Here is a 13,485-nt window from a genome sequence, read left to right as displayed (position 1 = left end):
GGGCGGGGGCGGGGGCGGGGGCGGGAGCGGGAGCGGGAGCCGGCGCGGGAGCCGCAGCCGTCGCAGGGCCGGCCGAGATGCATGACTTCACCGTCATGACCGCAGGGTCCTTGCCGAAGAATGCGTTCGTGCAGGCCGCTGATCCGATGACTTCCTTGGTGATCCAGCGCGTGTCGGCGCCGTACTTCACCAGTGTCGCAACAGCCACCGTGAATGCGGCCCCCTCCCTGGCGAGCAAGGTTCCCGCGGCGGCGGGTTGCACATAGCACGCCTTCGCCACAAACGGCAGCGGGTCGCCGAAGGTGGCGTTGTTGCAGGCGACTGCGCCGGACAGCTGCTTGCTGGTCCAGGTCGAGTTCGCGCCGTATTGCACCACCGTCGGCGCGGCCAGGTTGAATCCCTGGTCCTCGTTGGCGACCTTGACCCAGCTCGCATCGAGCAGCTTTCCGAGCGCTGCCTCCTTGTCTGCGGCGGGCTCGACTGCCGGTGCCGTCGTCGATGCAGCCGGCGAAGCTGTAGCCGCATCCGTGCTTTGGGGGAGAGCGAAGCTGCCGCCGGAGCCGCTTCCGCCCCCTCCGCAGCCCGCGAGTGCGCCTGCTGCAACAAAAAGCAGAAGCGCGCTTTTGTTGATATTTTTCACACTGAATCTCCTGATCGACCTGTGGACGAGAAAAAGAAGTCCCTTGCGCCTGCAAAGGGCGCAAAGAAACTGGTAAATAAATGGCTGGAACGAGAGAGGCTGATCGCCCCGTGGGCTAGAGGGATGTGGCACGTTGTCCGTGCTCGACCCTGCGCGTGGTGTGGGGCCTGAGGCCGCCGGGCGTCGAACCCAACTGGACCGCGGCGACAGCCTTATCGTTCTTCAAAGAGAACGCCCACGTGTCGCCTTTCTTCTTCACGGTGCCACTGCGATTCGATCGTCAGAGCTGCAACCGACTTTCATCGGTTCTTTTGAGTACTTAGGTAATCTATATGTACTGAACTTTGTCTGGTATTGCCTTTAATTTCAATAAATGTCTGGATTGACGTTATTGTCGATTCAGCGATCTCTTTTGCGCCAAACCAAAGACGGCAAGACAGGCACTTGTTCACGTCGTCGCCGCGGAATATCGGATGGTGGCCCGGTGAAGTAATTTCTTTAATAAATTAGTTTGAAGGCGTCGCGACTCTCCCACGCGGTCAATGAATACTTAATTCCGATTAAGTTGAAAGAGCTAAAAAAAAGGCCCCAGCCGAAGCTGGGGCCTTGGATCGGCGATGAATTCAGCGCATCACGGCACGTTCGAGCTGTGCACCGACGTCGGCTTGAACGGAAGCGCCAGCTTGCCGGCGAACTCTCCCAGGTAGGTGTACGTCGGGCAGGCCCCGGCCTGGGTGCAGAAGCCGCTGCTCGGATCGGGGTAGACCACGTCGCCGAAGCGGTAGTTGGAGATGCTGGCCCCTGCATAGTCGGCAACCGTCAGGACGTTGCCCTGGGTCGAGTAGTTGTCGGCCATGGTGACCATGATCGGGTCGACCCGCGAGTCCTCCATCGTGCGCAGCACGCTGGCGGCGCGAGCGTATTGCGGCACGGTCTGCCAGAACGGGTAGTTGGGGATCCGCTGCTGCTCGTCCTTGCTCCAGTAGCTGCGGGTGGCACTGGTCCAAAGGGCGGTCGGGCGCTTGGTCAAGCTGCTGTTCCAGTGACAGTCTTGGTGACCCAGCGAGTGTCGGCGCCGTACTTCACGAGTGTCGGGGCAGGCACCGTGAACGACGAGCCTTCCTTGGCGAGCACAGTTCCTGCAGCAGGCCCAGTGGCCGGTGCGGGAGCGGGAGCGGGTGCAGGTGCAGGTGCAGGCGTTTGCACATAGCACGCCTTCGCCACAAACTGCAGCGGGTCGCCAAAGGTGGCGTTGTCGCAAGCCACCGTGCCGGACAGCTTCCGGCTGGTCCAGGACGAGTTCGCGCCGTATTGCACCACCGTCAACGTGGCCAGGTTGAGTGTCTGGCCTTCGTTGGCGACCTTGATCCACGAGGCGTCGAGCTTGCTGAGTGCCTCTGCTTCCTTGTCGGCCGGCTCGACCGCCGATGCGGCTGTAGCATCGGCTGACGCAGCAACTGTCGAAGCCGGCATCGCCTCCGCGCCTTGCGATGGGACGAAGCCGCCGCCCGGGCCGCTGCCCCCACCACCGCAACCCGCGAGCGCCCCTGCTGCAACGAATAGCAGAAGGGCGCTTTTGTCTATCTTTTTCAAGCTGTATCTCCTAGTAGAAAAAATGAAAAAAAGTCCCCCTGCGCCATGCGGAGGCGCAAAGAACTTGGCGAAGAAAACTTGGAAGGGGCTAGTCCCGGAGAGGGGCTAGTGGGGAGGCCTCACGGGCCTCTGCGAATCGATGGTTTCCGCCTGCTAGGCGGCGACTGCATCGAACAGGTTTCGAAGCTTCATCTTGAAGCTCATGCCGACCGATGCGCCCCTTGGCGGCACTGGCACGGCAGCAGGGCGGCAGGCTCGCGTAGGTGCCCACATGTCGTCCGGAGAGGTCGGTGCAGCATCGCTTGCCGGGGGTGCGGCCAACATCACGGAAGCCAGGAAGGCCGACTGGCCGGCTGCCTTGGACGCCGCGCTCAGCGAGCTCCAGTTCGCTGGGCGGGTGTCCGCCGGGAGCACGTCGAGGTGGCTCAGCAAAGAGCGGCTCACCTCCAGCAGCGCACTGGCGGAGGTCAGGCAGAAATACACCGCCGACGGCGTAGGTGCCTGCCGGGCGCCCGGCTGTTCGTAAGTTGCTGCGGAGAATTCGTCGCGCGGCAGGCATTGATGCGCCCTGGCAGGCGCTTCGAGCGCGGAGAGCAACTGGTCGATCTCGTGCAATGCGCGCTGCATGAGTTCGGTGTCGAGTGTCGTGCTTGTCACGGCGAAGCTCCTGAACGGATGCGAGACGACTCTGGAATCTGGCCTCGGGATCGGTCTCGCTCGATCACCGGCTTGACTTCAGTGTTGTCTTTCGCTCGTCAGGTCGATAGGCCCGGAGGAGCCAAGTCGCCGCCGCGCGGCGGCTCACGGCAAGGAGTGCTGTGTGTGGCCCGCTTCAGGCCACGCACCGGCTGCGCGGGGCGTGCCCGGTTCCTGGCGTATTGCTGCGTGCCCGTCAGGTTGCCTGTCGCGGATCATGTGTTCATTGACAGCTTGGGCCGCTTGGCCCGCCAACGTCGATCGGCGGCGGATTTCCTCTGTCGGCAGGCACCTGGTTTCGGCGGTCGCAGAGGGTCAGGCACCGTGCTGTCGAGGAGCACGGGGTGCGCGGCAACGGCTTGAGCCGGTTGGCCCGCCCGCGTTGATCCCGCGGCGGATTAATCCTCTTTGACGGGGGCGGCGCGAGACCGCTTGGCGGGGTGTTAGAGGGGGGCGATCGACCGTTTTCGATCGCGGCCAGCGCGTCAGCCGCTCAGATGAGCTTTTCTTCCGGCGTCGAGATCTTGCGCAGCGGGCTGTGGCGCGTGGCCGGCATCTTGAGCGGATGCTCGGCGTAGGTGTCGTCCCAGACCGGGTCCTCGATGCTGTCGAACACCTCGCGCAGCTTCTGGCCCCAGCTGTTGTGCACCATGCGGTAGTAGGGGTTGTCGGCGTCGATGCAGACCACCTTGTCGGTCTGCAGGCGATTGGCCTCGTACACCACCAGGTCCAATGGCAGGCCAACCGAGAGGTTGGACTTCATGGTGGAGTCCATCGAGACCAGCGCACACTTGGCGGCCTCGTCCAGCGGGGTGTCGGGCGTCAGCACGCGGTCGAGCACCGGCTTGCCGTACTTGGACTCGCCGACCTGGAAATAGGGCGTTTCGGTGGTGGCCTCGATGAAATTGCCGGCGGCGTACACCAGGAACAGGCGCATGCCTTCGCCCTTGACCTGGCCGCCGAAGATGAAGGAGACGTTGAACTCCAGGCCGGCGTGCTTGAGCGCCTCGGCGTCGCGGTCGTACACATGGCGCACGGCCGAGCCCAGCACGCGCGCGGCGTCGAACATGCTCTTCGCGTTCCAGATGGTGATGGGCTCGCCGTCCTCGCCGTCCTCGCGCGTTTCGCGTACTTCGCGCAGTTCCTCGATCTGCAAAATCTCGCGCACCGACTGCGAGATGCTCAGGTTGCCGGCCGACAGCAGCACCATGACGCGGTCGCCCGGCTGCTCGTAGACGATCATCTTGCGGAAGGTGCTGATGTGATCCACCCCCGCGTTGGTCCGCGAGTCGGAGAGGAACACCAGGCCGGCGTTGAGTTTGATGCCTACGCAGTAAGTCATGTGTTAACAGGCCCTAACCGTGCTCGCGCGCGTGTAGTTTCTTGAGGGTATAGATCGCTTCGAGCGCCTCGCGCGGGCTCAGGGTGTCGGGATCGAGCGCGGTCAGCGCGGATTCTACGGCGCTGGCCGGCGGCGCCTCCACCGCGGGCGGCGGTGCGAACAGGTCGACCTGGGCGCGGGCCTGTTGCTGCTGGGCCTCCAGGGCTTCGAGCGCCTGGCGCGCATGGTTGACCACCGCGGCCGGCATGCCGGCCAGCCGCGCGACCTGGATGCCGTAGCTCTTGCTGGCCGGCCCCGGCTGCATCTCGTGCAGGAACACGATGTCGCGCCCCGCCTCGGTGGCGCTGACGTGCATGTTGACCGCGCCATGGTGCGTGGCCGGGAACTCGGTCAGCTCGAAATAGTGGGTTGCGAACAGAGTGAAGGCGCGCGTGCGGTCATGCAGCTGGGCCGCGATGCCGGCGGCCAGCGCCAGGCCGTCGAAGGTGCTGGTGCCGCGGCCGATCTCGTCCATCAGCACCAGCGAATGGGCGGTGGCGCCGTGCAGGATCTGCGCGGCCTCGGTCATCTCCAGCATGAAGGTCGACTGCGCGTTGGCCAGGTCGTCGGCGGCGCCGATGCGGGTGTGGATGGCATCGATGGGCCCGAGCCGGCAGGCATCGGCCGGCACGTGCGAGCCGATGGAGGCGAGCAGCACGATGATCGCGACCTGCCGCATGTAGGTGGACTTGCCGCCCATGTTGGGGCCGGTGATCACCTGCAGGCGTTGTTGGGGGCCCATGCGCGTGTCGTTCGCAATGAACGCGCCGGATGATTTCTCGGCCAGCCTGGCTTCGACCACCGGGTGGCGGCCCTTCTCGATCTCGATGCAGGGATGCGTCACGAAGGAAGGCGGCCGCCAGTGCAGCGTATGCGAGCGCTCGGCCAGGGCGCACAGCGCATCGAGCGCGGCCAGCGCACCCGCGAGCCGCGTGAGCGCCGCGACCGAAGGCTGCAGCGCATCGAGCAGCTGCTCGTAGAGCCATTTCTCGCGCGCCAGCGAGCGGTCCTGCGCCGACAGCGCCTTGTCCTCGAAGGTCTTGAGCTCAGGCGTGATGAAGCGCTCGGCGTTCTTCAGCGTCTGGCGGCGGCGGTAGTTGTCCGGCACCTTGGAGAGCGCGCTTTGCGTGACCTCGATATAGAAGCCATGCACGCGGTTGAACTGCACGCGCAGGTTCGAAATGCCGGTGCGCTCGCGCTCGCTGGCCTCGAGCTGCACCAGGAAAGCGTCGCTGTTCTCGCTGATGGCGCGCAGCTCGTCGAGCTCGGCGTCGTGGCCGGTGGCGATCACGCCGCCGTCGCGCACCAGTGCGGATGGCTCGGGGTGGATGGCCGCCACCAGCAGTTCCACGCAGCCCGGCGGCGGCGCGAGCTGCCCGGCCATTCGCGTGAGCAGCGGCGAGGCGTCGGGCAGGACCGGCGCCAGCTCGTGCGCCTTGGCCAGCGCCATGCGCAGCGCGACCAGCTCGCGCGGGCGCACCTGGCGCAGCGCGATGCGCGCGGCGATGCGTTCCACGTCGCTGGTGTTCTTGAGGCGGTCGCGGAGCAGGCGCCACGGCGCTGCGGTGCTGCCCAGGGGAGCGGCCTGCAGCGCCGCGATGGCTTCCAGCCGCGCCTGCGCTTCGCTGCGGTCGCGGCGCGGCGCCAGCAGCCAGCGCTTGAGCAGCCGGCTGCCCATGCCCGTCATGCAGGTGTCGAGCAGCGAGAAGAGCGTGGGCGAATCCTCGCCGCGCAGCGTCTGCACCAGCTCCAGGTTGCGGCGCGTGGTGGGCGGCAGCTCGATCAGCTCGCCGTCGCGCTCCACCGCGAGCCGCTGCACGTGCGACAGCGCGCGGCCCTGCGTATGTTCCGCGTAGCCCAGCAGCGCGGCCGCGGCCGCGTGGGCATTGGCGAGCGCCTCCGCGCCCCAGGCTGCGAGGCTGCTGCTGCCCATCTGCTCGCACAGCTTGCGCTCGCCCAGGCCGCCGTCGAACTGCCAGGCCGGCCGCACCGAGAGCGTGAAGGCCGCACCGTTGCGCGCCGCCTTCAGGCGTTGCTCGAAGCCGGGCGTGACCTCCGCGCTGTAGAGCAGCTCGCTCGGCCCGACGCGCGCGATCCAGGCTTCCAGCGCATCGGCCGGGCATTCGGCCAGGCGCAGCTCGGCGCCGGTGACGCTGAGCCAGGCCAGGCCGCAGAAGTTACGGCTGCCCGCATGCACCGCGAGCAGCAGCGAGTCGCTCTTGTCCTGCAGCAGCTCGACATCGGTCAGCGTGCCGGGCGTGACCACGCGCACCACCTTGCGCTCCACCGGCCCCTTGGCCACGCCCACCTCGCCGACCTGCTCGCAGATGGCCACCGACTCGCCGAGCTTGATCAGCCGCGCCAGGTAGGTGTCGACCGAGTGGAAGGGCACCCCGCACATCACCACCGGCTGCCCGGCCGACTGGCCGCGCTGCGTCAGCGTGATGTCGAGCAGGCGCGCGGCCTTCTCGGCGTCGGCGTAGAACAGCTCGTAGAAATCGCCCATCCGGTAGAACAACAGGGTGTCGGGATGGTCCGCCTTGAGAGCCAGGTACTGGCTCATCATGGGCGTGTGGGGCGCTGTCGCGGGGAGGGTCATCAGGGCAGTGGGTCGGTGCGAGGCCACAAAGGCGGCCGGGCCCGCATCATAAGGAAACGGGCGTCTGCCTCGCGGCAGACGCCCATTGTTTCGCGTGGGCGAGGCAGGACCCTAGATCTGCCCGCGCCGCCGCCGCGCAACGCGCACGGCATCCACCCAGGTGTCGACGTTGAAGCGCTGCCCCGACTCGGCGATGCGCGCCCCGGTGATCATGTGCAGGGGGATGCGGTAGGTGTCGCCGGGCAATTCGCCATGCCCGGTGAGGATCTTCTTCTGCAGGTCCAGGTGCTCGACCTGCATCGTGCACTCCGCCTTGCGGCCGTGCGGGTCGACGTAGCGCACGCGGATGCGCGGCTGCTCGTCGACGATGGAATGCTCGCCCTTGCCCTGGATGAACCACTCGGGCAGGGTGTCGGGCACCGAATCGCCGGCGTGGGTCAGCCCGCTGCGCACGGTCGGGATCTCCAGCGGCACATGGCCGGAGCGAACCCGCGCCGCGGCGATGCGGCGCTCGGCCTCGCGCCGCTCGGAGACACGGTGCCAGGCGATCCACATGACGACGAACAGAAGCAATGCGCCCGTCAGCAGTGCCAGCAGGAACTGCCATTGGGCAAGTCCGATCTCCATCTCTGAATCCCTCGCGGACGAATAGTCATTAAGTACTCAATTGAAATTCTGGTCGCGTGAGGAAGAGGTGTCAAACGGCGGCACGGCCTAGCGCGTTCGGCCAGTTGCGCGGGCGCATCAATCCTCGATGGTGTCGTGCGTGGCCACGGCGCCGCGGCGCCAGTAGCCCGAGGCGCGGATCCACTTCGGGTTTGCGCCGCGTTCCGCGACCAGATGGGCTCGCAAGGCCTTGGCGACGGCCGATTCGCAAGCGACCCAGGCGTGGAAATCGCCTGCCGGAAGGGCGAGCGCGCGCAGTGTGTCGAGCAGGGCGCTGCCGGTGCCGGGCGCGGCGTTGCGCCGATGCACCCAGTGCAGCATGAGCTCAGCCTGGGTCGGCAGCGGAATCTGGTCGGCCTCGTGGTCCACCTCCGCCAGCACCAGCACGCGCGCGCCCGCGGGCAGTTCGGCCAGGCGGCGCGAGATCGCGGGCAGCGCGGTGTCGTCGCCGATCAGCAGGTGCCAGTCGAAATCCGTCGGCACGATGAAGGAGCCGCGCGGCCCGCCCACGCCCAGCACGTCGCCCACGCGGGCCTGCTCGGCCCAGCGGGTGGCGGGGCCGGCCTCGTGCAGGGCGAAGTCGAAGTCGAGCGTGCCGGCCGCGGCATCGTGGTGCCGCGGCGTGTAGTCGCGCATGGCGGGCTTGGCGCCTTGGGGCCAGGAAGGGCCGTCCGGGCCAACCGTCGGCAACAGCAGTGCGCCAGTCTGCGGATCGGGAAAGAAGAGCTTCGAATGGTCGTCGAAGCCGGGGCTGGTGAAGCCGGCGAGTTCCTCGCCGCCGAGCGTGATGCGCACCAGGTGCGGCGTCACGCGCTGGACGGCGCGCACTTCGAGCTTGCGAAAGCGCAGCTCGTGGCGCACACGGCGCGGCAGGCGGTCGGGGATAGAGGAGGGAGAGGGCAAATCGGTCATGGGATTCAGATCCGTTCAAGTTGCTGGGCGGCGCTGTCGAGCACCGCGGCGAATTCGTGGGCTTGTTGTTCGGTGAGTGGTTCGCGCGCGAGGCGCAGGCGCATCGCGAGCTTGAGGTTCTCGATGGCGCGCACCACCTGCGGCGGCCGGCCGGCGCGCGGGCCGGCGCCGTCGACGCCGCCGCTCATGCGGGCCATCATCTCGTCGGTGATCTCGCGGTTGGCGGCGAGGAACTCGCGCCCGGCCTCGGTGATGGTGTAGCGCTTGCGGCTGCCGCCCTCGGCGGTGTCGACGCTGACGTAGCCCAGTTCCTCGAGCAAGGTCAGCGTGGGGTAGACGATGCCCGGGCTCGGGCTGTAGCGGCCACCCAGGCGCTCCTCGATGAACTTGATCAGCTCGTAGCCGTGGCTGGGCTTGTTGGCGATCAGCTGCAGCAGCGCGAAGCGCAGGCCGCCGTGGCCGAAGATGCGGCCGCCACCGCCCCGGCCGCCGCGACCGCCGCTCAGGCCGTCGCCATGGTCGCCGCGGGGGTGACCGTGTAGAAAGTGTCGGAAAGCTCGCATGAGGGTCTTTGCATGTCTGTATCGGATTTAGAAAAGATATATCTAAATAGTATCTTAGTCAAGACGCACGCATGCCCCTGCGCGGGGTGGGGTGGCTGGTGAGCACCCCTCGCCACACCTATGTCGCGCGCATCAACCGCGTGATCGACCACATCGACGGTCATCTGGCGGACCCGCTGGATCTCGCCACCCTGGCCGGCGTTGCGCATTTCTCGGCCTGGCATTTCCACCGCGTGTTCCAGGCGATGACGGGCGAGACCCTGGCCGACTGCGTGCGGCGGCGGCGCCTGGAGGTGGCCGCGGCGCGTTTGCTCGGCCTGCCGCCAGAGCCGGTGCTGGCCATCGCTTTGGACGTGGGCTTCGGCTCGGCGCCGGTGTTCACGCGCGCCTTCAGCGCGCACTTTGGCGCGACGCCCACGCACTGGCGGCGCGGCGCCTACCGCGGCTGGGCCCAGCGCCATCGCGTCGAGCTCAGCAAGATTCATCAAGCCGATCGCAAGTCGCAGCAAGCCGTGATGGCGGCCTTCCGCCACGATGAGCGTTCCTGGCCCCAGGGCCATGTTCCTCAACCCGGAGACAGCGACATGAACGTGGAACTCAAGACCTTACCGGCGGTGCGCGTGGCCTACATGCGCCATGTCGGGCCTTATGGCGAATCGAACATCACGCGCCTGTGGCAGCGCTTCGCCGCCTGGTGCGGCGAACAGGGGCTGATGCAGCCGCGCCGCACGATGTACGGCGTGAGCCACGACAACCCCGACGTCACGCCACCCGCGCGCTGCCGCTACGACGCCTGCATCGAGGTCGACGAGGGCTTCCGGCCCGCGGGTGAGATCGGCGTGCAGACACTGCCTGGCGGGCGTTATGCCTGCTGCGAATTCATCGGCCCGCCGACGGAGATCCACACCGCGTGGATGCGGTTGTGCGAGTGGCTGCCGGACAGCGGCTGGCAGGCCGCCGACGGCGCGCCGCTGGAGGTCTACGGCCCCGACTTCGTGATGGACGAGAAGACGGGAGCCTTCAGCTGCATGCTGTGCATGCCGGTGCGGACGCTCTAGCGCCTGCTGCGCAGGCCCGGCGACCTTGTCATGAGGTCCCCTGCAGAAGCCGCTTGTGAACGGCCAGCGTTGCGGGACTGGGGGACGCACCGAGGTCGTCGCACAGCAGTCGGCGCAGGCGCTCGTGGATCAGCAGCGCCTCGGCGACATTGCCCCGGAGCGCAAGGATTTCCATCATGAAGCGGTAGCCCGATTCGCGGTAGGGCGCCCGCTTCATCAGCGCGCGCGCCGAACGTGCGGCCGATGCCAGCTCGCTCCCGCGCAGCGCGAGACCGGTGACGGCGACGCACTCGTGGGCCCGGAGCAGGACGTCGTCGATCTGTTCGCGGGTCGCGTCGATCCAGGCTGCGTCATAGCCCGGAAGAAAGGGCCGCATGGCGATGTGCAAGGCGACGCGGGCCGGCCCCCATGCGGCGGTCCAGTCCTGGCGCGCGACGGCGGATTCCGCCCGATGCAATCCCTCGAGAGCGGCTTCCAGGTCGATCCAGGCATCGGCAGGGAGTACCAGCCGCAGCTCTTGCTTCCCGAGCACGGCGTGCGCGCCCAGCACCCCTCGGAGCTTGGCGAGCAAGGCGCTCAGTGCCGCATCGGCGGCCGGTGGCGGATTGTTCGGCCAGAGTGCTTGAGTGAGCTGCGACCGCGTGAGGGCGTGCCTGCGTTGCGCCGCGAGGTAAGCGAAGAGAAGCCGGCCCTGGCGCCCCGGCAACAGCTCCTCGACGCGCCGCCCCTCGAGCTTGGCCACCAGTCGTCCGCAAAGCTGGATCCGCGTTTCCGCCCCGGGCGCCAATGTTTCGCCAAGGTTTTCTCCATCCTCGTCTGGCACCATCGTGACACCCCCGTTGAAAGGAGGAAGACATGGCAAAGGTGATCAACTGTGAATGCGGCGAAGCGGTCCGTGGCTCCACCGATGCGGAACTCATTGCCGCCGTACAGGCGCATGTGAACCGCGACCATCCGGAACTGATCGGGAAGCTTTCGGCCCAGGACATTCTAAGTATGGCCGAGGAGGACGACGACACCGCCCCGGGCGCGGGGCGGACGTCTTCGTCGTCGGCCTGAGGCAGGCCCCGGCCCGGCGCTCAACGCTGCGGCATGTCCTTGGCCGAGTAGCCCAGGCTCACGGTCGCATCCTCCGGGATGGCGGGCATGCTCGCGTTCCATGACTCCCAGGCCGCGCGCATCGCGGCCAGCCGCTGCGGCTCGCGGCTGGCCTGGTTCGCGCGCTCGCGCTCGTCGGCCGGGATGTTGAACAGGTACTCGTGGCCATCGACCTGCAGGTACTTCCAGTCGCCGTCGCGCAGGGCGCGCTGGCCGCGGTGGTTCATGCGCCAGTGCAGCGGGCGGCGCAAGCCCGTCGTCGCATCGCGCAGCACGGGCAGCAGCGACACGCCATCCAGCGGGTAGTCCGGGTCGGCCTGGGCACCGGCGGCTTCGAGCATCGTCGCGGACCAGTCCATCGTCATGCAATGCTGGGCGGTCTCGCTGCCGGCGCGAATGACGGCGGGCCAGTGCGCGATCCACGGCACGCGGATGCCGCCCTCGGTCAGGTCCATCTTGCCGCCCACCAGCGGCCAGTTGTCGGAGAAGCGCTCGCCGCCGTTGTCGCTGGTGAAGACGACCAGCGTGTTGTCGGCGATGCCCTGCTTCTCCAGCGCGGCCATGATCCAGCCGATGCCCTCGTCCATGTGATGGATCATGCGGCGGTAGACGTGGATGTTGCCGCCGGCCAGGTCGAAGAGGTTATTCTTCACCGCCGGCGCGCGGCCCTCGTCCTCGCGCGTTTCCCAGGGCCAGTGCGGCGCCGTGTAGTGCAGGCTCAGGAAGAAGGGTGCCTGCTGGCCCGCCATGCGCTCCACGTAGTCGACTGCGCGGCGCGAGAACAGGTCGGTGAGGTAGCCCTCTTCCTGCTTGTCTTCCTCGCCCGCCCACAGGTCGTGGCGGCCGGCCGAGTCGCAGTGCGTGAAGTAGTCGACCCCGCCCGACATCGGGCCGAAGAACTCCTCGTAGCCCGAGCGCAGCGGCCCGAAGGCGGGCGGAAAGCCCAGGTGCCACTTGCCGATCAGCGCCGTGCGGTAGCCCGCCTCGCGCAGCAGCGAGGGCAGCGTGGGGTGCGCGGGCGGCAGGCCCAGCGTCGTGCTGCCGCGGCTCTTGCTGTTGATCGGCTCCTCGGCCGCGCCGCGCAAGCGGTACTGGTAGCGCGCCGTCATCAGCGCGAAGCGCGTGGGCGAGCACACCGGCGAGTTCGCATAGCCCTGCGTGAAGCGCACGCCCTTGGCAGCGAGGCCGTCCAGCACCGGCGACACGGGGCCGAAGGCGGCATCGCGCCCGCCGTAGCAGCCGAGGTCGGCAAAGCCGAGGTCGTCGGCGACGATGAAGATGATGTTGGGGCGTTGCATGTGAGGGGGTCAGGGTTGGTAGCCGGATTTCTGGACGACCGGCGCCCATTGCGCGCGGTAGGCCTTGAGCATGGCGGCGGTCTGCTCCTGCGTGCTGACCACCGGCGTCATCAGCGAATCCTTGAAGCGGCGGACCGTGTCCGGCTCCTGCATGACCTCGCGGATGGCCTGTGCGTAGCGGGCGACCTTCTCGCGCGGCATGCTCGCCGGTGCGAAGAAGGCGTTCCAGCCCAGTGCGACGAGATCGAGCCCGGCCTCCTTGAAGGTCGGCACCTCGGGCGCGAAGGGCGAGCGCTTTGCGCCGGACATCGCGAGGATGCGCACCTTGCCGGACTGGTGCTGCGGGATGACCACGTCCAGCGTGTCGACGGCGATCGGCACCTGTCCGCCGATCAGGTCGGTCAAGAGGGGCGCCGAGCCGCGGTAGCCGACCACCTCGGTCCGCACCTTGGCCTTCTCGCCCACCATCAGGCCGAAGAAGTGCGGCAGGCTGCCGGTGGCCGGCACGCCGACATTGGCCTTGTCGGGATTGGCCCGCATCCACGCCAGCAGGTGGGACAGTTCGCGCACCGGCACGGCGGTCGAGACCGACAACGCGAACTCGTAGTCGTTGACGTGCGAGACCGGCACGAAGTCGCGCTCGGCGTCATAGCCGTTGTCCTTGAAGACCAGCGGCGCCACCACCATCACGGCGGGGTTGGCCAGCATCAGCACGTTCTGGCCGGCGGGCGTGGCCTTGACCTGCTGGGCCGCGAGGCGCCCGCCGGCGCCGGGCTTGTTGTCGACGACCACCGGCACGCCGAGCCTGGCCTGGAGCTTGTCGCCCACGATGCGCGCCACGCGGTCGGTGGCGCCGCCGGGTGCGTAGCCCACGACGATGCGCAGCGGGCCGTCCGGGGTTTGGGCGAAGGCGCCGCTCGTCGCCAGCGCGCTGAGGGTGAGGATGCCGGCGAGGCGGCGCAGAAGATGTTGGAGCATGTT

The 13,485-nt window shown here is 67.7% G+C and carries 13 protein-coding genes and 1 pseudogene; 2 read left to right on the top strand and 12 right to left on the bottom strand.

Features of this window, described 5'->3' with window-relative positions; genetic code table 11:
- From AC3A6X_RS32400 to AC3A6X_RS32360, 9 genes and pseudogenes are all read right to left on the bottom strand, one after another.
- Positions 1-640: pseudogene (locus AC3A6X_RS32400) on the bottom strand (hypothetical protein); the annotation flags it as partial.
- A gap of 631 nt (positions 641-1,271) precedes the next feature.
- Entirely contained in the window at positions 1,272-1,670 is a 399-nt protein-coding gene (locus AC3A6X_RS32395) for a hypothetical protein (protein WP_487846030.1), read from the bottom strand.
- The gene (locus AC3A6X_RS32390) at positions 1,667-2,233 is read right to left on the bottom strand and encodes a hypothetical protein (protein ID WP_487846029.1); all 567 of its coding nucleotides are present in this window, start codon (positions 2,231-2,233) and stop codon (positions 1,667-1,669) included. Before AC3A6X_RS32390 ends, AC3A6X_RS32395 begins: the two co-directional genes overlap by 4 nt.
- 153 nt (positions 2,234-2,386) lie before the next feature.
- The gene (locus AC3A6X_RS32385) at positions 2,387-2,890 is read right to left on the bottom strand and encodes a hypothetical protein (protein WP_487846028.1); all 504 of its coding nucleotides are present in this window, start codon (positions 2,888-2,890) and stop codon (positions 2,387-2,389) included.
- A gap of 532 nt (positions 2,891-3,422) precedes the next feature.
- A complete protein-coding gene (locus AC3A6X_RS32380) occupies positions 3,423-4,271 on the bottom strand; it encodes a proteasome-type protease (RefSeq protein ID WP_487846027.1) in 849 nt (282 codons plus the stop codon).
- Positions 4,272-4,284: 13 nt separating this feature from the next.
- Complete coding sequence (mutS, locus tag AC3A6X_RS32375; protein WP_487846026.1) at positions 4,285-6,909, bottom strand: DNA mismatch repair protein MutS; 2,625 nt, start codon at positions 6,907-6,909, stop codon at positions 4,285-4,287.
- A 111-nt stretch (positions 6,910-7,020) separates the two neighbouring features.
- Entirely contained in the window at positions 7,021-7,536 is a 516-nt protein-coding gene (locus AC3A6X_RS32370) for a hypothetical protein (RefSeq protein ID WP_487846025.1), read from the bottom strand.
- 117 nt (positions 7,537-7,653) lie between these two features.
- Positions 7,654-8,487, bottom strand: coding sequence for a siderophore-interacting protein (locus AC3A6X_RS32365; protein WP_487846024.1), 834 nt, complete (start codon positions 8,485-8,487; stop codon positions 7,654-7,656).
- A gap of 5 nt (positions 8,488-8,492) precedes the next feature.
- Positions 8,493-9,050 carry a PadR family transcriptional regulator gene (locus AC3A6X_RS32360; RefSeq protein ID WP_487846023.1) on the bottom strand — a complete coding sequence of 186 codons (558 nt, stop codon included), beginning with the start codon at positions 9,048-9,050 and terminating at the stop codon, positions 8,493-8,495.
- A 71-nt stretch (positions 9,051-9,121) separates the two neighbouring features.
- Here AC3A6X_RS32360 and AC3A6X_RS32355 point away from each other — a divergent pair, with 71 nt between their 5' ends.
- Positions 9,122-10,108: an AraC family transcriptional regulator gene (locus AC3A6X_RS32355; RefSeq protein ID WP_487846022.1), complete on the top strand. Its 987-nt coding sequence runs from the start codon at positions 9,122-9,124 to the stop codon at positions 10,106-10,108.
- 28 nt (positions 10,109-10,136) lie between these two features.
- On the opposite strand, the gene AC3A6X_RS32350 is transcribed toward AC3A6X_RS32355, so the two are convergent.
- Positions 10,137-10,934, bottom strand: coding sequence for an AfsR/SARP family transcriptional regulator (locus tag AC3A6X_RS32350; RefSeq protein WP_487846021.1), 798 nt, complete (start codon positions 10,932-10,934; stop codon positions 10,137-10,139).
- 29 nt (positions 10,935-10,963) lie between these two features.
- Between AC3A6X_RS32350 and AC3A6X_RS32345 the strand changes: the two genes are divergently transcribed.
- On the top strand, positions 10,964-11,167 hold the full coding sequence (locus AC3A6X_RS32345) for a hypothetical protein (protein WP_487846020.1): 204 nt from the start codon (positions 10,964-10,966) through the stop codon (positions 11,165-11,167).
- Between the two features lie 20 nt (positions 11,168-11,187).
- Here AC3A6X_RS32345 and AC3A6X_RS32340 read toward each other — a convergent pair whose 3' ends face one another.
- Together AC3A6X_RS32340 and AC3A6X_RS32335 are read right to left on the bottom strand one after the other, a co-directional pair.
- A complete protein-coding gene (locus AC3A6X_RS32340; protein ID WP_487846019.1) occupies positions 11,188-12,504 on the bottom strand; it encodes a sulfatase family protein in 1,317 nt (438 codons plus the stop codon).
- Positions 12,505-12,513: 9 nt separating this feature from the next.
- The gene (locus tag AC3A6X_RS32335; RefSeq protein WP_487846018.1) at positions 12,514-13,482 is read right to left on the bottom strand and encodes a Bug family tripartite tricarboxylate transporter substrate binding protein; all 969 of its coding nucleotides are present in this window, start codon (positions 13,480-13,482) and stop codon (positions 12,514-12,516) included.
- Between the last annotated feature and the right edge of the window lie 3 nt (positions 13,483-13,485).

The sequence above is a fragment of the Variovorax sp. Soil_C_12 genome (assembly GCF_057657375.1).
The sequence above is the reverse complement of the archived record's forward strand: the minus strand, read 5'-3'. Positions and strand labels throughout refer to the sequence as shown.

Excerpts from the sequence above, each read along its gene's own strand:
- AC3A6X_RS32345 (WP_487846020.1), top strand. The coding sequence starts at position 10,964 with ATGGCAAAGGTGATCAACTGTGAATGCGGCGAAGCGGTCCGTGGCTCC.
- AC3A6X_RS32355 (WP_487846022.1), top strand. The coding sequence starts at position 9,122 with ATGCCCCTGCGCGGGGTGGGGTGGCTGGTGAGCACCCCTCGCCACACC.
- AC3A6X_RS32380 (WP_487846027.1), bottom strand. The coding sequence starts at position 4,271 with ATGACTTACTGCGTAGGCATCAAACTCAACGCCGGCCTGGTGTTCCTC.
- AC3A6X_RS32340 (WP_487846019.1), bottom strand. The coding sequence starts at position 12,504 with ATGCAACGCCCCAACATCATCTTCATCGTCGCCGACGACCTCGGCTTT.
- AC3A6X_RS32365 (WP_487846024.1), bottom strand. The coding sequence starts at position 8,487 with ATGACCGATTTGCCCTCTCCCTCCTCTATCCCCGACCGCCTGCCGCGC.
- AC3A6X_RS32360 (WP_487846023.1), bottom strand. The coding sequence starts at position 9,050 with ATGCGAGCTTTCCGACACTTTCTACACGGTCACCCCCGCGGCGACCAT.
- AC3A6X_RS32370 (WP_487846025.1), bottom strand. The coding sequence starts at position 7,536 with ATGGAGATCGGACTTGCCCAATGGCAGTTCCTGCTGGCACTGCTGACG.
- AC3A6X_RS32335 (WP_487846018.1), bottom strand. The coding sequence starts at position 13,482 with ATGCTCCAACATCTTCTGCGCCGCCTCGCCGGCATCCTCACCCTCAGC.
- mutS (WP_487846026.1), bottom strand. The coding sequence starts at position 6,909 with ATGACCCTCCCCGCGACAGCGCCCCACACGCCCATGATGAGCCAGTAC.
- AC3A6X_RS32350 (WP_487846021.1), bottom strand. The coding sequence starts at position 10,934 with ATGGTGCCAGACGAGGATGGAGAAAACCTTGGCGAAACATTGGCGCCC.